The 17,617-nt window shown below is 70.6% G+C and carries 16 protein-coding genes; 8 read left to right on the plus strand and 8 right to left on the minus strand.

The annotated features are described in order from the left end of the window. Positions 1-16: 16 nt before the first annotated feature. Both MUG78_RS09820 and MUG78_RS09825 read right to left on the minus strand, forming a co-directional pair. On the minus strand, positions 17-2,446 hold the full coding sequence (locus MUG78_RS09820; protein ID WP_246994325.1) for a glycoside hydrolase family 65 protein: 2,430 nt from the start codon (positions 2,444-2,446) through the stop codon (positions 17-19). A gap of 15 nt (positions 2,447-2,461) precedes the next feature. After that, a complete protein-coding gene (locus MUG78_RS09825; RefSeq protein WP_246994327.1) occupies positions 2,462-3,187 on the minus strand; it encodes an HAD family hydrolase in 726 nt (241 codons plus the stop codon). Positions 3,188-3,190: 3 nt separating this feature from the next. On the opposite strand from MUG78_RS09825, the gene MUG78_RS09830 reads away from it, so the two are divergent. The 7 genes from MUG78_RS09830 to MUG78_RS09860 all read left to right on the plus strand — a co-directional run bounded on the left by MUG78_RS09830 (position 3,191) and on the right by MUG78_RS09860 (position 10,601). Then, positions 3,191-4,087 carry a PhzF family phenazine biosynthesis protein gene (locus MUG78_RS09830; protein WP_246994329.1) on the plus strand — a complete coding sequence of 299 codons (897 nt, stop codon included), beginning with the start codon at positions 3,191-3,193 and terminating at the stop codon, positions 4,085-4,087. Positions 4,088-4,101: 14 nt separating this feature from the next. Further along, positions 4,102-4,995, plus strand: a complete 894-nt coding sequence (locus MUG78_RS09835; RefSeq protein ID WP_246994331.1) for a TatD family hydrolase — start codon at positions 4,102-4,104, stop codon at positions 4,993-4,995. Positions 4,996-5,071: 76 nt separating this feature from the next. Continuing rightward, positions 5,072-6,184 (plus strand): resuscitation-promoting factor, encoded by a 1,113-nt coding sequence (locus tag MUG78_RS09840; protein WP_246994333.1) that lies wholly within the window; start codon positions 5,072-5,074, stop codon positions 6,182-6,184. A gap of 48 nt (positions 6,185-6,232) precedes the next feature. Beyond that, the gene (gene rsmA, locus MUG78_RS09845) at positions 6,233-7,120 is read left to right on the plus strand and encodes a 16S rRNA (adenine(1518)-N(6)/adenine(1519)-N(6))-dimethyltransferase RsmA (protein WP_246994335.1); all 888 of its coding nucleotides are present in this window, start codon (positions 6,233-6,235) and stop codon (positions 7,118-7,120) included. After that, on the plus strand, positions 7,117-8,037 hold the full coding sequence (locus MUG78_RS09850; RefSeq protein WP_246994337.1) for a 4-(cytidine 5'-diphospho)-2-C-methyl-D-erythritol kinase: 921 nt from the start codon (positions 7,117-7,119) through the stop codon (positions 8,035-8,037). Before rsmA ends, MUG78_RS09850 begins: the two co-directional genes overlap by 4 nt. 38 nt (positions 8,038-8,075) lie before the next feature. Further along, a complete protein-coding gene (locus MUG78_RS09855) occupies positions 8,076-9,911 on the plus strand; it encodes an ABC-F family ATP-binding cassette domain-containing protein (protein ID WP_246994339.1) in 1,836 nt (611 codons plus the stop codon). 51 nt (positions 9,912-9,962) lie between these two features. Next, a complete protein-coding gene (locus MUG78_RS09860) occupies positions 9,963-10,601 on the plus strand; it encodes a zinc ribbon domain-containing protein (RefSeq protein WP_246994341.1) in 639 nt (212 codons plus the stop codon). 9 nt (positions 10,602-10,610) lie between these two features. Here the strand turns inward: MUG78_RS09860 and MUG78_RS09865 are convergent, their stop codons facing one another. Further along, positions 10,611-12,137, minus strand: a complete 1,527-nt coding sequence (locus MUG78_RS09865; protein WP_246994343.1) for an ATP-binding cassette domain-containing protein — start codon at positions 12,135-12,137, stop codon at positions 10,611-10,613. A gap of 80 nt (positions 12,138-12,217) precedes the next feature. Between MUG78_RS09865 and MUG78_RS09870 the strand changes: the two genes are divergently transcribed. Further along, positions 12,218-13,222, plus strand: coding sequence for an enoyl-CoA hydratase/isomerase family protein (locus MUG78_RS09870; protein WP_246994345.1), 1,005 nt, complete (start codon positions 12,218-12,220; stop codon positions 13,220-13,222). A gap of 27 nt (positions 13,223-13,249) precedes the next feature. On the opposite strand, the gene MUG78_RS09875 is transcribed toward MUG78_RS09870, so the two are convergent. The 5 genes from MUG78_RS09875 to MUG78_RS09895 all read right to left on the minus strand — a co-directional run bounded on the left by MUG78_RS09875 (position 13,250) and on the right by MUG78_RS09895 (position 17,581). Continuing rightward, positions 13,250-13,963 carry a hypothetical protein gene (locus MUG78_RS09875; protein WP_246994347.1) on the minus strand — a complete coding sequence of 238 codons (714 nt, stop codon included), beginning with the start codon at positions 13,961-13,963 and terminating at the stop codon, positions 13,250-13,252. Beyond that, positions 13,963-15,603, minus strand: a complete 1,641-nt coding sequence (locus tag MUG78_RS09880) for a peptide chain release factor 3 (protein ID WP_372493182.1) — start codon at positions 15,601-15,603, stop codon at positions 13,963-13,965. The genes MUG78_RS09875 and MUG78_RS09880 overlap by 1 nt, the downstream gene beginning before the upstream one ends. A gap of 25 nt (positions 15,604-15,628) precedes the next feature. Next, the gene (locus MUG78_RS09885) at positions 15,629-15,958 is read right to left on the minus strand and encodes a hypothetical protein (protein ID WP_246994349.1); all 330 of its coding nucleotides are present in this window, start codon (positions 15,956-15,958) and stop codon (positions 15,629-15,631) included. 61 nt (positions 15,959-16,019) lie between these two features. Further along, entirely contained in the window at positions 16,020-16,469 is a 450-nt protein-coding gene (locus MUG78_RS09890; protein ID WP_246994351.1) for a hypothetical protein, read from the minus strand. 71 nt (positions 16,470-16,540) lie between these two features. Beyond that, positions 16,541-17,581: a DUF222 domain-containing protein gene (locus tag MUG78_RS09895; protein WP_246994353.1), complete on the minus strand. Its 1,041-nt coding sequence runs from the start codon at positions 17,579-17,581 to the stop codon at positions 16,541-16,543. Positions 17,582-17,617: the final 36 nt, after the last annotated feature.

Consider the following 17,617-nt stretch of genomic DNA (forward strand, 5'->3'; position numbering starts at 1 on the left):
CTCGCTTGCGTGCGCTTCAGCTCGTCCGACGGTAGGGCTCGCACCCGATCGGCGGCAGCGGTGGCGTCTGCTCGGGAATGGGGGCGATCGGCCGGGTCACCGGCGCGTCGCTGAGCGTGAACGGTTCACCGTGATGCGCGAGTTCGATGGGTGGTCCGTCGAGCAGACGGTAGGTCGCGCTGTCGGTGTCGATGGCGACGACGATGCGGGACTCGCGGACCATCATCCGGAACGACATGTAGTTCAGGTGCGACGGCAGCCGCGGTGCGAACGTGATGTGGCCGCCGAAGTCGCGCATGCCGCCGAAGCCGGCGACGCAGTCGGTCCAGGCGCCGCCCAGGGCCGCGATGTGCAGGCCGGAGACGACGTTGCTGTGCAGGTCGTGCAGGTCGGTGAACAGCGACTCGCACATCAGGTCGTAGGCGAGGTCGAGGTAGCCCACCTCGGCGGCCGACACCGATTCGCAGCACGCCGACAGCGACGAGTCGCGCACGGTGATCGGGTAGTAGTAGTCGAAGATCGTGCGCTTCTCGGCCTGCGTGAAGGCATCGCCGAACAGGTAGGTCGCGAAGACCAGGTCGGCCTGCTTCACCACCTGCTTGCGATACAGGTCGAAGTACGGGTAGTTCAGCAGCAGCGGGTAGCGACCCAGGGAGGCGTCGAAGTCCCAGCGATCGAGCAGCGTGAAGGCCTCGCTCTGCTGGTGCACGCCGGCGGCCTCGTCGTACGGGATGGTCATGTTGTCGGCGCACGAGTGCCAGAAGGCCACCTCGTCGTCGGTCACCCCGAGGTCCCGGGCCACGGCCGGCTGTCGTGCCACGGTCCACGCCGCGTCCCGAAGTGTTTGCTGCGCAGCGAGATTGGTGAACAGGTTGTTGTTGATGATGGCGGTGTACTCGTCCGGGCCGGTGACGCCGTCGATACGGAAGTTGCCGTTCACGTCGTGGTGTCCGAAGCCGGCGAAGAAGCGGGCGATCTCCACGAGAAGCTCGGTGCCGCACTCGATCTCGAAGCCCTCGTCGTTGGTGGCGCGGATGTAGCGCGCGGTGGCGTTCGCGATGTCGGCGGAGACGTGCACGCCGGCGGTGCCGGCCGGCCAGTAGCCGGAGCATTCGTCGCCCTCGATGGTGCGCCACGGGAACATCGCGCCCTGCTGGGCGAGTTCGGCCGCGCGCGCCTTGGCCTGGCCGAGTGTGGAGTGGCGCCAGCGCAACTCCTCGCCCGCGGCGCCCGGGACGGTGTAGGTGAGCATCGGCAGGACGAAACTCTCGGTGTCCCAGAAGGTGTGGCCGTCGTAGCCGGGACCGGTGAGGCCCTTGGCCGGGATGGCGCGGGACTGGCCGCGCGCGCCGGCCTGGAGAACGTGGAAGAGCGCGAACCGAATGGCCTGTTGCACCTCCGGATCGCCGTCGACCTCGATGTCGGCGTCGCGCCAGAACTCGTCGAGGTACTCGACCTGTTCGGCTTTCAGTGCCTCCCAACCGGTTTCGGCGGCCATGGCGAGCGCCGCCTCGACCTGCGAGCGCAGCGCGGGCACGCTGCGTCGGGCCGACCACCCGTAGGCGACGTACTTGGTGAGCACCAGGCGGCTGCCCTGCGGGACGTGCGCGGCGACGGTCATCCGGGCGAGATCGCCGTCGGCCCCGATAGTCACGTCGGCGTTTCCCGGGGCGTCGAGCTCGTGGCTCATCGCGGTGGCGACGGTCAGCCCGGAACGCTTGGTGTGGTGCACCAGGACCGCGCTGGTGTCGGTGCTGTCGGCGAGCGCGGAGACCAACGGCTGGTCGAGTGCGGCGGCCAGCCGGGGGTCGTTCCCGGGCAGCGGGACCGGCTCGTTGGCCAGCAGGTCGGACTGCAGCACCAGGCTCATGTCCTCACCGATCGGCTCCACCTCGTACCGGGTGGCCACGATGGTGCGCTTGGTGAAGCTCACCAGCCGCTCGCTGCGGATCCGGACGGTTCGGCCCGTCGGCGAGGTCCACAGGGTGCTGCGACGCAGCGTGCCGGTGCGGAAGTCCAGGACCCGCTCGTGGTCGACGGTGCGGCCGTAGCGCAGATCCATCGGCTCGTCTTCCACCAGCAGGCGGATGATCTTCCCGTCGGTCACGTTCACCACGGTCTGGCCGGCCTCGGGATAGCCGTAGCCGCTCTCGGCGTACGGCAGGGCGCGCTTCTCGTAGAAGCCGCTCAGGTAGGTGCCCGGCTGCTCCACGGGCTCGCCCTCTTCGAAGGTGCCGCGCAGTCCGATGTGCCCGTTCGACAGCGCGAACAGGCTCTCGGTGCGACCGATCTGGTCGATATCCCAACCGCGCCAGCACAATTGCCACGGGTGTACGTCGAAGCCGTGCACCGGATGGACGCCGTGATGGGGCACGTTGGTCGGGTCGGTGTGGCTGGAGGTGTCGCCGTGCGTGGTGTGGGTCAGGTTGCCGTGCAGGTCAGCCATGGAGACTCCTCGTGGTCAGTGGGACAGGAGCGCGTCGAGGTCGGTGACGACCACGTCGGCGCCCGCGGTGGCCATGTTCTCCGCCTGGGGTCCGCCGACGCGATCGATGCCGATCACGTAGCCGAAGTGTCCGGCGGCGCCGGCTTGGACGCCGGAGATCGCGTCTTCGAAGACTGCCGCTTCCGCGGGTGCGACGCCCATCAGTTCGGCGCCACGCAGGTACGAGTCCGGTGCGGGCTTACCCCGCAGCTGCTCCTCGACGATGGTGTTGCCGTCCACCCGGTGTTCGACGAACGACGTCAGGCCGGCGGCCTCGAGGACGGCGGCACCGTTCTTGCTGGAAGTGACCACCGCGATGCGCAGCCCGGCCTCGCGGGCGGCGTTCAAGTAGCGCACCGAGCCGGGGTAGGCGGTGACGCCGTCGCGGGCCAGGGTGGCGAGGAACTCGGTGTTCTTGGCTTCGGCGATCGCTTCCACAGCGGCGTCGTCGACCACGATGCTGCGCGAGGCGAGGAATCCGCGCACGCCGTCGAGGCGGGGGCGGCCGTCCACATGATCGAGATAGTCGCGGTCGGCGAACGGTCGCAGGTCCTCGCCGGGCCCGCCGCCGTCGGCGGCACGCGCCACCAGGAAGGCGTCGAAGGCACGACGCCACGCTTCCGAATGCACGGTCGCGGTCGTGGTGAGGACTCCGTCGAGGTCGAAGAGCGCGACGGTGATCTGGGCAGGCAATCCGAGCACGAGATGAACGCTACCTGTCCTGCCCTATCCTTGCTCCCTGTGAGCGTGCGCAGATTTGTACAGGTGGACGTCTTCGGCACCGGCGTCGCCACCGGGAACCCGGTGGCCGTGGTACTCGACGCCGACGGACTGACCGACGACGACATGGCGCGCTTCGCGCGGTGGACCAATCTGTCCGAGACCACTTTCGTGTGCGCACCCGTCGATGCGGCCGCCGACTACCGACTCCGGATCTTCACGCCGGGCGGCGAACTGCCGTTTGCCGGACATCCGACGCTGGGCTCGGCCCATGCCTGGCTGTCCACCGGTGGGCGGCCCGCCGACGAGGGCCGAATCGTGCAGGAGTGCGGCATCGGCAACGTCGCGGTGACCGTCGACGGTGACGATCGCTTCGCCTTCGTCGCGCCGAACCTGCTGCGCACCGGGGAACCCGACGCCCAGACGCTGGAGCGCGTGCGCGCGGCCTGTGGCCTGCGGCGCAGCGACGTGGTGGCGGCGCAGTGGGTGGACAACGGTCCGCCGTGGCTGGGGCTGCTGCTGACCGACGGGCAGCGGGTGTTGGACGTGACGCCGGACCTGGCGGCCTTCGCACCCGACGACTTCGTCGGCCTGATCGGTCCGTGGCGCGCCGCCGAAGGCAGCCCGGGTCCGGGTGACGCCGACTACGAAGTTCGGGCCTTCGCCCCCGGCACGGGGGTGCCCGAGGATCCGGTCACCGGCAGTCTCAACGCCGGCCTGGCGGTCTGGCTGCGCGGCACCGGTGCTGTGCCCGAGCGGTACGTCGCCGCCCAGGGCACCGCGCTGGGGCGGACCGGTCGGGTGCAGATCGTCGACGACGGCGCGCACATCTGGGTCGGCGGCCGCACCCGCACTGTGATCTCCGGGACGGTGGACCTGTGAACGATCCGGGAACTGTGAACGAATCCGGAACCGACAGCGAGACGTCGGGCCTGTCGGCGAAGGAGATCCGCAAGCGCAAGCGGCGCCAGCCGCCGCCGGACCCGCAGCCGCTGCCCGGCCTGGTCGATGCGCACACCCACCTCGCCGCCTGTGGCGGTCGCACGCGTGAGACGGTGATCGAGATCGTCGATCACGCCGAGCGGGTCGGGGTGGGGCAGGTGGTGACCGTGGCCGACGACATGGTCGACGCCCGGTGGGCGGTGGCGGCGGCGCACTGGGATCCGCGGGTGTTCGCGGCGGTGGGCCTGCATCCCACGCACGCCGCGGACCTGAACGACGAGAACCGTGCCGAACTCGAAGAGATGGTCGCCGACGATCGCGTGGTGGCCGTCGGCGAGACGGGACTGGACTACTACTGGACGGTCCATTCGGACACCTGCGCCGATCCGGCGACGCAGAAGGACGTCTTCGCCTGGCACATCGATCTCGCCAAGCGCAGCGGCAAGCCGCTGATGATCCACAATCGCGAGGCCGATCGGGACCTGCTCGACATCCTCGCCGCCGAAGGCAGCCCGGAAACGGTCATCATGCACTGCTTCTCCGGCGACGCCGCGATCGCTCGCGAATGCATCGACCGCGGCTACCTGTTGAGCTTCGCGGGCACTGTGAGCTTCGTTAATGCCGCGTCCCTGCGGGAGGCGGCGTCACTGGTGCCGCAGGATCAGCTGTTGGTCGAGACCGACGCACCCTTCCTGACCCCGCATCCCTACCGTGGCCAGCCGAATCAGTCGTATTGCCTGCCCTACACGGCGCGGGCGTTGGCGCAGGTGCGTGGCGATTCGGCGGAGCAACTCGCGGTGGCGTTGGGCGCCAATGCACGACGGGCGTACGGCTTACCGTTGCAATAACACACCCCTTTTCGTTACCGTGCTGTGACCCCATCGTTCGGGACGGTAGGGCGGATTTGTGTGCAGGAGCTTCGTTTTGTCTGTTTTTCAGCGTATTAATGCCACGCGCTCGGTGGGCGCTCGCGCCGTCACCGGTGCACTCCTCGTCGCCCTCGCCGGCGGCGGCGTCACCGGCATGGTGATGCACAAGGAACTGACGCTGGCAGTCGACGGACAGACCCGCGAAGTCTCCACGATGGCGTTCTCGGTGGAAGACCTGCTCAACGAGCAGGGCATCGAGCCCGCCTCGGGCGACAAGGTGAGCGCCGCCCTCGACAGCTCCCCGCAGAACGGCCAGGTCCTGAGCATCGACCGCCTCAAGCAGGTGGAGCTCAACCTCGACGGCCAGGTGCAACTGGTGACCACGCACAAGAACTCCGTCGGCGAGATCCTCGCCGAACAGGGCCTCACCTCCGCCGCCGTCACCACCGCGCTCGACCACCAGGTCCCGGTGGCCGGCGCCGACCTCGACGTGACGCTGCCCAAGCCGGTCGTCGTGGTGGACGCGGGCAAGAAGGAGCGCACCGTCGTCGCGGCGAAGACCGTGCGCGAGCTCTTCGAACGCACCGGCAACCCGCTGGCGCCCACCGACAAGGTGTTCCCGGCCGCCGACACCCCGGTCAGCAAGGACATGACCGTCAAGGTCACCCGGATCCGCACCGAGGACAAGACCGTCACCGAGAAGGTCGCCCCGCCGGAGATCACCAAGAAGGACCCCACCCTGGTCCGCGACCGCAAGGTGGTCGAGAAGCCGGGCACCCCGGGCAAGGCTGACGTGACCTACAAGGTGACCACCGTCGACGGCAAGGTCACCAAGCGCGAGAAGCTGGGCGAGAAGGTGCTCGTGGAGCCGAAGCCCGCCACCGTCCGGATCGGCACCAAGCCGGGCGCGCCGCACGTGCCCCACGGCGTGTGGGATGCGCTGGCGCAGTGCGAGGCCACCGGCAACTGGGCCATCAACACCGGCAACGGTTACTACGGCGGCCTGCAGTTCAACCAGAGCACCTGGGAGCGTTGGGGCGGCCTCGAGTACGCGCCGCGCGCCGACCTGGCCACCCGCGAAGAGCAGATCGCCATCGCCAAGAAGACCCAGGCCGCACAGGGCTGGGGCGCCTGGCCGAGCTGCACCTCCCGCCTGGGCCTGCGCTGACGCGCGCCCGCCGCACACGCGGGTTGACGCACCAGGGACAATGACCGGGTGACTGATTCGTCCGACGTGCGCCTCCTCGGTCCGGCCGAGATCCGCGGCCTGGCCGCCGAACTCGGCGTCCGACCCACCAAACAGCTCGGGCAGAACTTTGTGCACGACGCGAACACCGTGCGCCGCATCGTCGCTGTCTCCGGCGTGGGACCCGACGATGTGGTGCTGGAGGTGGGCCCCGGCCTCGGTTCGCTGACCCTGGCACTGCTGCAGACCGCCGGTCGGGTGGTGGCCGTCGAGATCGATCCGGTACTGGCCGCGCGACTGCCGCAGACCATCGAGGAATTCGCTCCGACGCGGCGCGCCGACTTCGACGTGGTGACCGCGGACGCGATGACCGTGCTGCCCGAACAGCTTCCGGTCACGCCGACCGCACTGGTGGCGAACCTGCCCTACAACGTGGCGGTGCCGGTGCTCCTGCACCTGATGGCGCACTTCCCGACCATCAAGACCGCGCTGGTGATGGTGCAGGCCGAGGTGGCCGACCGCCTCGCCGCCGATCCCGGCAGCCGCATCTACGGCGTCCCCAGCGTCAAGGCCCGCTACTTCGGCGCGGTCAAACGCGCCGGCGCCGTGGGCCGCAACGTGTTCTGGCCGGAGCCGAAGATCGAGTCGGGGCTGGTGCGCATCGACCGCCGCGACGAGTTCGGCACCGACGCCGACCATCGGCGCGCCACGTTCACCGCCATTGACGCCGCCTTCGCGCAACGCCGCAAGACCATGCGGTCGGCGCTGTCCGGATGGGCGGGCGGCGCACCGCGCGCCGAGGAACTGCTGCGGGCCGCCGACATCGACCCCGGGATCCGCGGGGAGAAGCTCGACGTCGCCGACTTCGTCCGCCTGGCCGAAGCCGCCGGGACCTCCGTGGCCGGAGGCTCCCGATGATGGGCGGGGCCACGGCGCGCGTGCCGGCCAAGATCAACCTGCACCTGGGCGTGGGGCCGCTGCGCGACGACGGCTACCACGAACTGAGCACGGTCTTCTGTGCCGTCTCGCTGTACGACGACGTGACGGTGCGTGCCGCCGACGAGCTGACGATCTCGGTGACCGGGGAGAGTTCCGGCGAGGTGCCCGCCGATCCGACGAATCTCGCGGCGCGCGGTGTCCTCGCGGTCGCGGAGTACGCCGGACGGTCCGATACCAACGTGGCGATCGAGATCGCCAAGCAGATCCCGGTGGCCGGCGGCATGGCCGGCGGTTCCGCGGATGCCGCGGGCGCGATGCTGGCCGCGGCGCGCCTGTGGCGAGTCGACATCGAACGCGAGGCGCTCGTGGACCTCGCCGCCGAACTCGGCAGTGATGTGCCCTTCGCCCTCCTCGGCGGCGCGGCGCTCGGCACCAACCGCGGTGAGAAGCTGCTGCCGGTGCTGCAGCGCGGGGAACTGCACTGGGTGATGGTGGTGGCCAAGACCGGGCTGTCGACCCCGGCGGTCTATCACGAGCTAGACCGCCTGCGAGCCGGGCGCGGGGAGACGGTGCCGGCACCGGAACGGCCCGACGAGCTGATGGTGGCACTGGCGTCCGGGGACGTGCACGCGGTGGCGCCGTTGCTGCACAACGATTTACAGCCGGCGGCGCTGTCGCTGCAGCCGCTGCTGCGTCGCACGCTGCGGGCCGGCAAGGAAGCCGGGGCACTGGCCGGGATCGTGTCCGGTTCCGGGCCGACGTGCGCCTTCCTCTGCGCCGACGCCGACGCGGCCATCGCGGTGGCCGCCGAACTATCCGGGCTCGGGGTGGCCAAGGCGGTGCGCACCGCGCACGGGCCGGTGCCCGGTGCGCGGTTGATCCCGGCGCACGGCTGACCCCGCCCGAAACTACTGGCAAGAACGAACGGAGAAACATGGCACGGCGTCCGGCGGATGCGGGTACCAACACCTCGCTGGTGATCGTCGAGAAGGTGAGCAAGAGCTTCGGCATCAAGCCGCTACTCGATGAGGTGAGCGTCGGCGTGCACGAAGGTGAACGCATCGGCGTCGTCGGCCTCAACGGCGGCGGCAAGACCACCCTCCTGGAGATCATCGCGGGCATCACCGAGCCGGACTCCGGACGCGTCACGCGTACCGGCGGCCTGGAGATGGTGACCGTCACGCAGCGCGGCGAACTGCCTTCGGGCTCAACGGTTTTCGACGTGGTCCTCGGTGAGGGCACCGCCGAACACGAGTGGGCGGGCGACGCGCGGATCCGCGGGATCCTGGCCGGACTGGGCGTCGACGAGCTCCTTGAGCGCGACGTCTCGGCCCTCTCCGGCGGTCAGCGGCGACGCGTGGCCCTCGCCGCGGCCCTGATCACCGATGCCGATCTGCTGATCCTGGACGAGCCGACCAACCACCTCGACATCGAGGGCGTGTACTGGCTGGCCGAACACCTGACCTCGCGGCGCAGCGCGCTGGTGGTGGTGACCCACGATCGCTGGTTCCTGGACACCGTCGCCGACCGCACCTGGGAGGTGCATTCGGGTCGGGTCGACGCGTACGAGGGCGGCTACAACGACTGGGTCTTCGCCCGGGCCGAACGGTCGCGACTGGCCGACGCCGCCGAGGAACGCCGCCGCAACCTCGCACGCAAGGAACTGGCGTGGCTGCGGCGCGGCCCGCCCGCCCGCACCTCCAAGCCCAAGTACCGGGTGGAGGCCGCCGAGAAGCTGATCTCCGATGTGCCGCCCCCGCGGGACAGCGTCTCGCTGTCGGCCTTCGCCAAGCGCCGACTGGGCCGCGTGGCGATCGAGCTGGAGGACGCCCAGGTGCGCGCACCGGCGGCGGTCGACGGCGCCGAGGGGCGCGTGCTGCTGGAGGACACCACCTGGCGGCTGGCGCCCGGCGAACGCATCGGTCTGGTCGGTGTCAACGGCTCCGGCAAGACCACGCTGCTGCGCGCTCTGGCCGGCGAGGTGCCGGTGGCGCCGGGCCGCCGGATCGTCGGCAAGACGGTGTCGCTGGGCTGGCTGCGGCAGGAGCTCGACGACCTCGACGAGGACCTGCGCCTGCTCGACGCCGTCGAAGAGGTGGCCGGGCACGTGATGGTGGGCGACAAGGAACTCTCCGCCAGCCAGCTGGCCGAACGGCTCGGCTTCTCGCCGGCCCGGCAGCGCACGCCGATCCGGGACCTGTCCGGCGGCGAACGGCGCCGCCTGCAGTTCACGCGCGTCCTGATGGCCGAGCCCAACGTGCTGCTGCTCGACGAGCCGACCAACGACCTGGACATCGACACGCTCCAGCAGTTGGAGGACATCCTCGACGGCTGGGCGGGCACGCTGGTGGTGATCAGTCACGACCGGTACCTGATCGAGCGCATCTGCGACAGCACGTGGGCCCTGTTCGGCGACGGCAAGCTGACGAACCTGCCGCGCGGCATCGACCAGTACCTGGAGCGACGGGCCGACGACGCCAACGCGCAGACCAGCCGGGCCAAGGCGGCGGGTGCGACCAAGGCCGCGGCCGCGCCGGCGAGCACCGGTTTGACGCCGGCCGAACACCAGGCCGCGCGCAAGGCGGTCAGTCGTGCCGAGCGACAGATGGAGAAGCTCGGTAAGCGGGAGGACGAACTGCACGCGGCCATGATCGACGCCGCCGTCGACCCCGACCGCCTGGCCGCCCTGAACGACGAGCTGCAGCAGGTGCTCGCGGACAAGGAAGTCGCCGAACTGGAGTGGATGGCCGCCGCCGAACTGCTCGAGTGACGAGCAGCCGTTAGTATCGGGGGAACTTCGTCCCATTTGGAAGGTTTGTCGATGTCGTCCTCCCTCCCGTTCACCGACAACTATCGCGACTTGTCGAACGGTGACGGCTACCAGTTCGAGTTCCGTTGCGAACGCTGCGGGAACGGCTACCGATCCGCTTTCCGCCGCAGCATGCGCAAGACGGGCGGGGCCCTGCTGCGCGGCGTCGGCGGGTTCCTCGGCGGCCGCGGCAGTTCGCTCGCCTACCAGGCGAGCAACGCGCTCGACCGCGGCACCAACTCGACGGAGAAGGATGCGGCGCTGCGGGCGGCGGTCACCGAGATCTCGCCGATGTTCACCCAGTGCCGCGGATGCGGCGACTGGGTCTGCGAACAGGTCTGCTGGAACGATCAGGTGGGTCAGTGCGCCCGCTGCACGCCGATCCAGTCCGAGGAACTGGCCCAGCTGCAGGCGCAGGCCCGGACCACGCAGTTGCGCGATGCGCTGCGCGAGACGTCGTTGATCGACGGCATCGACGTGGCGCAGCAGTCCATTCCGCGTTGCCCCGGCTGCCAGTCGCAGACCAGCGGCGGCAAGTTCTGCGGGAACTGCGGCCACGCGCTCGCGGCGGTCCGCGCCTGCGGGAGCTGTCAGGCCCAGAACCCGCCCGGCGCGGTCTTCTGCTCCGAATGCGGCAGCTGCCTGCTGTAGGCCGTCGACCTAGCTGATCACGACGGTGCGGGGGAGGTCGACGCGGTCGACGAAACCCTGGTCGTGCGAGACCAGCACCAGGGCACCGGTCCACTCGGACAACGCCGTCACCAGCGCTTCGACGGTGGCGATGTCCAGGTTGTTGGTCGGCTCGTCGAGGATCAGCAGGTGCGGGTCCGGGGTGGCCAGCAGCGCGGCCGCCAGGCCCGCCCGGAGGCGTTCGCCGCCGGACAGATCGGCCAGACGCCGCTGCGAACTCTGGCCGACGAAGCCGAACCGGGCCAGGTGCGCGTGCACCTGTTCGGGCTCGGTGCCCCCGGCCGACTCGTAGGCGGACTCGGCCACGCTGCGGTCCTCGTCGCCGAAGGTGATCACTTGCGGCACAAAGGCATAGGGCACCGCGATCGCGGCGGGGTCGGCGGTCAGCGCGGCCAGTAGCCGGGACTTCCCGGCACCGTTCCCGCCCGCCAGCAGCACCCGCTCTGGGCCGGTGATCGGCAGCCGCGGATCGACGATCACCTGTGTGCCGGTGCCGACGTCCGGGCTGTTCAGTCGCAACGTCGGCGTGTCCGAACGCCGATTGCCGGCGCGCAGCTCGGCCAGGTCGGCCCGCGCACTCGCCACCGAATCCCGTTGTCCCCGTTCGAGTTTGCCCGCGGATACCTGCGCCTTGTTGGCACGCAGACCGGCGACGATCGGCGGCACCCGCTTCTCGGCCTGAGCGCGCTGGGCGGTCCGTCGACGTCGCGCCAGCGCGGTCTGGGCGTCGTCGAACTGGCGCTGTTCGCGGCGCACCTGGGCGGCGGCGGTCGCCACCTGCTCGGCGTGCGTCGCGAGCTCGGCGTCGATCGCCTCGCGATAGTGGGTGTAGTTGCCGCCGAAGGCGCGCACGCGGCCCTCGCGCAGTTCCAGGGTGTGGCCGGCGCGATCGAGCAGTTCCAGATCGTGGCTCACCACGAGCACGCTGCCGCCGAACTCGTCGAGCGCCCGGTGCAGGCGGGCACGCGAGTCGGCGTCGAGGTCGTTGGTGGGTTCGTCGAGTAGCAGCACTCCGGGCTGCGACAGCAGCGCCCGGGCCAGCGCCAGGCTGCGGAACTGGCCGCCGGAGAGCCGGTCTAGCGGGCGGTCGAGGTCGATCGGCAGGCCGAGCCGGTCCAGTTGGGCTACGGCGCGGGCCGCGAGGTCCCAGTCCTCGCCGACGGCTTCGAAGTCGGCCGGGTCCACGCTGCCGCCCTCGATGCGGGCCAGCGCCGCCAGATTGTCCGCGACCCCGAGGGCAGCGGCGATCGTCGACGCCGTCGCCGGGGTCGCCGACTCCTGGCGCACCAGCGCGATGAGGCCCTCGGCGGTAACGGTGCCGCCGTCGGGCGTACGCAGGCCCGCGAGGATCTCCAGCAGGGTGGTCTTGCCTGCGCCGTTGTCGCCGACCAAGGCGGTGAGGCCGGGGCCGAGGGCCAGATCGACGCCGTCGAGGACGGGCGCGCCGTCCGGCCACGCGAAGTGCAGGCCGACGGCGGTCAGAGCAGAAGAAGACATGGTGGGACCGAGGCTACGGCCTCTCCTCTGGTCCCGGCCACCCGTTTTCCGTCCACCAGTGGGGCACTAACGTTGGGGGTATGTCGTATATCCGCACCGCCGTGCACGGCGACGTCGGCGAGATCATCCTCGACCGACCCCGCGCTCTCAACGCCCTCGACCAGACGATGATCGACGACCTCTACGCCACCCTGCTGGCCTGGGCCGACGACGACGCCATCGAGACGGTGCTGGTGACCTCGGCCAGCGAGCGGGCCTTCTGCGCGGGCGGCGACATCCGCGCCATCCGGGAGAGCGCGGTGGACGGCGACGCCGCGGCCATCACGACCTACTTCGCCAGTGAGTACCGGCTCAACCAGCTGATCGCCGAATACCCCAAGGCCTACGTGGCGTTGATCGACGGCGCGGCGATGGGCGGCGGCCTCGGCATCAGCGTGCACGGCGAGGTGCGCGTGGTGACCGAACGCGCCGTCATCGCCATGCCGGAGACCGCGATCGGCTTCATCCCGGACGTCGGCTCCACCTACTTCCTGCCGCGGCTGCCGGACGGCGTCGGGCTGTGGCTGGGCCTGACCGGTGCGCGGCTGCGCGGCGCGGACGCGGTCGCGGTGGGGCTGGCCACGCACTTCGTGCCGTCCGACCGGCTCGACGGCGTGGCCGAGGCCATTCGCTCCGGGCTCGGTCTGCGCGCGGCGCTGGAGGACCACCGCGATCCGGTGAGCACCGACCTGCCGCTGACGCAGATCGCCGGCTACTTCGAGATCGGCGCGGACGCGGCCGGCCTCCTCGGCGGCCTGCGCGGCGCCGTCGGCGACGACTGGGCGCAAGAGGCCGCGGACCTGATGGAGGCCGCCTCGCCGACCAGCCTGCAGGTCACCGCCGTGCTACTGGAAGCGGGCGCGTCGTCGTCGCTGGAGGAGTGCCTGGAACGGGAGCTGCGCGCGGCCGAGAAGATCACCGCGACGCACGACTTCATCGAAGGTGTGCGGGCGGTCCTGGTGGACAAGGACCGCAGCCCCGCCTTCGATCCGGCCACGCTCGACGACGTCGACCCGATGGCCGTGGCGCAGATCGTCGGACAGTAGGCGGCACCCCGGCCGACATCGGCCCGGTCAGTGCTTGACCGAGAACCAACCGGACAAGACGGCGGTCGGCGGCGGCGGGACGGTGTCGTCGAGGTTGTAGTCGACGTCGTCGGACGGCGCGAACGGATTCGCGGCGCGCGTCGCCGCGGCCGCACAGTCGAACCGGCCGCTGGCGCCCTCGGCGGTGACCGTGCGCAGCAGGAGCGCGCACTGATCGGCGAAGTAGTACGTGCCGCCGATCGACGCGCCGACGCGCGCGTTGATCGGGTAGTCGAGCGGGCCGACCTTCGGGACGTACCCGTTGCCCAGCGGGGGCAGGACGCCGCCGGTCAACGCGACCGTGTCGAACTCCACTTGGGCGCCTTCGCCGTTCGGGGCGGCGAAGGTGAACAGCAGGGTGTCCGGCGGCACCTGCGGGTCGTCCGCACCGCTCTTGGCGAACTCGACGCACGCCGCGCCCGGACCGGCGTACGGCGTGACGGCGACGTGAATCGATCCGCTGGAGTAGTCCAGGCCGTAGCCGCTGCGCACCACACGACCGGCAGGCGGCGTTTGGCCGCAGGCCTCGAGGCCGCGGCGCTGCGCGGGTGCCGGGGTGCGCGGCGCAGGCTGGGCGGAGGACACCGCGCGGTCGTCGGCGGGCTCGGCGGGCATCTCGCCGGTGTCGGCGCAGCCGGTCAGCAGCACACCGATCACGGCGAGCCCGGGCAGGCCCAAGCGGGTGTGGAGGGCGCGCCGCATCAGTTGTCGGCGGCGGCCACCAGCGGGGCCAGGACGAGGTCGGGGAATTCCTTCTCGATGAACTGCAGCCGCCACTTGTCGCCGAACAGCGCGAGGATCGCGCCGTCGCTGCGGGTGAACACCTCCACGCCGCGCTGGCGATCCAGCTCGGGTGCACTGGCCTCGTCGGTACGTCGCGCGAGCGAGTAGCCGAGCGGCTCCAAGATCGTGTCGACGTTGAACTCCGCCTTCATGCGCGCGGTGACCACCTCGAACTGCATGGGACCCACGGCCGCCAGCACCGGTGCGGCGTCGCCGCGGAGGTCGTTGCGGAGCACCTGCACCACGCCCTCGGCGTCGAGCTGGTCGATCGCCTTGCGGAACTGCTTGTACTTGTCGGCGGTGGTGACGCGCAGCGAGGAGAAATGCTCCGGTGCGAACGACGGGATCGGCGGGTACTGCACCTTCGGCTCGGTGAACAGGGTGTCGCCGGGGGCCAGCGCCATGGCGTTGACCAGGCCCACCACGTCGCCGGGATAGGCGGTGTCGACGGTGGAGCGGTCGCGGCCGAAGACGGCCTGGGCGTACTTGGTGGCGAAGGGCTTGCCGGTCTGGGCGTGCGTGACGACCATGCCGCGCTCGAATTCGCCGGAGACGATCCGCATGTAGGCGAGCCGGTCGCGGTGGCTGGAGTCCATGCCGGCCTGCACCTTGAAGACGACGGCACTGAACGGGTCGGTCACCGTGCGCTCGGCGCCGTCGATGCCCGCGCGGCCCTCGGGGGCCGGGGCGAACTCGACCAGCGCCTCGAGCAGCTGGCGCACGCCGAAGTTCAGCATCGCGGAGGTGAAGATCATCGGCGAGGTCTGACCGGCCAGGAACATCTCCTGGTCGTGGTCCTGACCCATCTCGCCGAGCAGCTCGGATTCCTCGACGGCGGCGATCCACGCATCGCCCTCGGAGTCGAGGGCGGCGTCGGCGCCGACCAGTTCCTCGGGCGCCACCTTCGCGCCGCCGGCGGTCCGGGTGAACTTGATGAAGTCGCCGGTGCGGCGATCCAGCAGCCCGCGGAAATCACCCGCGATGCCGACCGGGACGTACAGCGGGGTGGGGATCAGGCCGATCCGCTCGGTGATCTCGTCGATCAGTTCCAGCGGGGTCTGGCCGGGCCGGTCCCACTTGTTGATCACGGTGATCACCGGGATACCGCGGTGCCGACAGACCTGGAACAGCTTCAGGGTCTGCGGCTCCAGGCCCTTGGCGGCGTCGATCAGCATCACGGCGGCGTCGACCGCGGTGAGCACCCGGTAGGTGTCCTCGGAGAAGTCGGCGTGGCCGGGGGTGTCGACCAGGTTGATCACGTTCGGTTCGTCGCCGCTGTGCTCGCCGTCGTAGGAGAACTGCAGCGCGGTGGAACTGACGGAGATGCCGCGGACCTTCTCCATCTCCATCCAGTCCGAGACGGTGGAGCGGCGCCCGCCCTTGCCGTGCACGGCGCCGGCCTCGCTGATCATCCGGGCGTGCAGGGCCAGCGCCTCGGTCATCGTCGACTTGCCGGCGTCGGGGTGGGAGATGATGGCGAAGGTGCGGCGCCGCTTCACTTCCCGGGCGATGGTGTTAGCTGACGCCCCGGTGCTCGCTGATGACCCTGGAGAATTCACCGGTCCACGGTATCGCCCCTGCCGGTCAGGACAGGCTGCCGCCCTCGCCTTCCCAGGTGTTCAGCTTCATGAACCGTTCGTGGGAGAGGATTCGGCGGACGCCGTAGCCCGCGACACCGTCCTCGGGGACGAAGAGGGCGCCGTTGCGCTCGAGTGCCTCGCGCAGCCGTGCCTTCTTGCCCTTGCCCAGGCTCTTGCCCTTCTCGAAGTCGCGCACCTGTTTGCGGGTCAGGCCGGCGCTGTCGGCGATCACCTGTGCCGACACCTTCGTCAGAGCGCGTGCGGCGCGCGCCAGGTCCGAGGTCAAGAAGACTTCCGGTTCTGTGGCTTCGGGTTCTGGGGCTTCGGGTTCCATGACTTCATCTCTACCCCATATATCGTCCCTAGCCCAGACCTCATCCCGGGCCATCCATCGGTCAGAAGGGCGGGTCTTCGGTGCGGTTCCGGGCGCGCAGCCGCTGCCGGTAGGCGTGCTTCGCTTCGGTGCGGGTGAGCGTGCGGGTCGGTTCGTCGCCGGGCTCGGTAGTCCCGGGTGCGGTGGGCGGTCCGTGGCCGCAGGGGATCAGGCCCAGGTTCGGCAGCAGCCAGGTGTTGAGGGCCCGGGTGCGCACGGTGATGCCGTGCGGCGTGGTGACCTCGGTCCAGAGGGCGCCGTGGGCGTCGACGATCTGGTCGTCGAGCCAGCCGTCGCCGAAGGTCTTCAGCTGATGATGGAAGAGACACTTGGGATTGAGGTTGCAGTAGCAGGTGGGCCCGCCGGCCTCCGGATTCCGGTGGTTGAATTCGGTGACGTGGTCCAGCTGGCAGCGATGGGCGGGGCGGTCGCAGCCCGGCCAGGTGCAGGTGGGGAACAGCCCGCGGATCACGGCGTCGAGGGCGGCCGTCGGGCGGTACGGGTCGGCCTGCTGGGCGGCGCGGCCGGTGAGGTCGGTGAGATTCAGCGGGCGGATCCGGGTGTCCGAGCGCGCGGCGATGTCGCGGACCTGCGAGGCATCGATGGTGCCGTAGCCGCCGAGATGGCCCGGCTGTCGCCGCCCTCCAGGGTGGAGCCGTCGGTGATGACGTGCACCACGAGCTGGGCGCCGGCGCCGGTGACCGGTGCCGGGATCCAGGCCGTGCAGTCGTCGCGATCGCACTGGCAGGTGAACGCGCGGGCACCGAAGTGCGCGGCGGCCGCATCGGCGCGACGCTGCCGGCGTGAGCGCGGATCGTTGGGGCAGACGCCGGCGGCCAGCGCGTCGATCGTGGCCTCTTCGGCGACGACGGTCTCGGCGCTGTCGGTGATCTCCAGGGTGGCCATGCCACCGCGCCGCGAGAACACGGTGACGCCGACGTCGTCCTTGGCCTGCTCGCGGTCGGTGCGGGCGCCCTCGGCGTCGATGAGGGCGACGATGCTGCGCGCCTGCGAGGCGGCGGCATGCGGCGCGACCTGGCCGGAGGCGCGGATGGCGTCGGCGATGCGCTGGTCGATCTCGGCCAGCAGCGCGGCGTCGGTGACGCCGTCGGTCTCGAAGACCAGGCGACCGAAGGCGCGGGGCTCCAGGAGGCCGTCGCGCAGCAACAGGCCGCACTCGGGGATGCGGTGGCGCATCGCCTCGCCCTGATCGAGCAGGGTGTCCGCGCGGAAGCGGCTGATGGACAGCGCGGTCGCCAGCGCCGCGGCCAGTTGCGTGCGCGGCTCCAGCAGCCGGGTGGCCTCGGCGGTGTCGACGGCCGCGGTCGGGTCGGTGTCGCAGCCGTGCTGGACCAGCAGATCGGCGGCGGCATCCAGGCGCAGCCACATCAGGTACGACTCTCCGCGGCACGTCGACAGCACACGCTGAACGCGGTCGAGCTGGGCGTCGCGCAGCTCGCGATAGGTGGGATCCTCGCCGGGATCGAGCTTGGCGCCGAGGTGCAGCGGAGTGAGGTCGGCGTCGCGCCAGCGCCGCGGCTCGGCGGGCCGCCGGCCGGCCGAATCACTCGCCCGTGCACTCATCGCCCCTCCTCGTCCTCGAAGACCGCAACTAGAACG

The organism is Gordonia alkaliphila (assembly GCF_023017165.1).
GTDB lineage: Bacteria > Actinomycetota > Actinomycetes > Mycobacteriales > Mycobacteriaceae > Gordonia > Gordonia alkaliphila.

Bases quoted from the DNA above. Each gene is read 5' to 3' on its own strand.
- MUG78_RS09885 (WP_246994349.1), bottom strand. From the start codon at position 15,958: ATGGAACCCGAAGCCCCAGAACCCGAAGCCACAGAACCGGAAGTCTTC.
- MUG78_RS09895 (WP_246994353.1), bottom strand. From the start codon at position 17,581: ATGAGTGCACGGGCGAGTGATTCGGCCGGCCGGCGGCCCGCCGAGCCG.
- MUG78_RS09820 (WP_246994325.1), bottom strand. From the start codon at position 2,446: ATGGCTGACCTGCACGGCAACCTGACCCACACCACGCACGGCGACACC.
- MUG78_RS09830 (WP_246994329.1), top strand. From the start codon at position 3,191: ATGAACGCTACCTGTCCTGCCCTATCCTTGCTCCCTGTGAGCGTGCGC.
- MUG78_RS09870 (WP_246994345.1), top strand. From the start codon at position 12,218: ATGTCGTATATCCGCACCGCCGTGCACGGCGACGTCGGCGAGATCATC.
- MUG78_RS09865 (WP_246994343.1), bottom strand. From the start codon at position 12,137: ATGTCTTCTTCTGCTCTGACCGCCGTCGGCCTGCACTTCGCGTGGCCG.
- MUG78_RS09850 (WP_246994337.1), top strand. From the start codon at position 7,117: ATGATGGGCGGGGCCACGGCGCGCGTGCCGGCCAAGATCAACCTGCAC.
- MUG78_RS09860 (WP_246994341.1), top strand. From the start codon at position 9,963: ATGTCGTCCTCCCTCCCGTTCACCGACAACTATCGCGACTTGTCGAAC.
- MUG78_RS09855 (WP_246994339.1), top strand. From the start codon at position 8,076: ATGGCACGGCGTCCGGCGGATGCGGGTACCAACACCTCGCTGGTGATC.
- MUG78_RS09875 (WP_246994347.1), bottom strand. From the start codon at position 13,963: ATGCGGCGCGCCCTCCACACCCGCTTGGGCCTGCCCGGGCTCGCCGTG.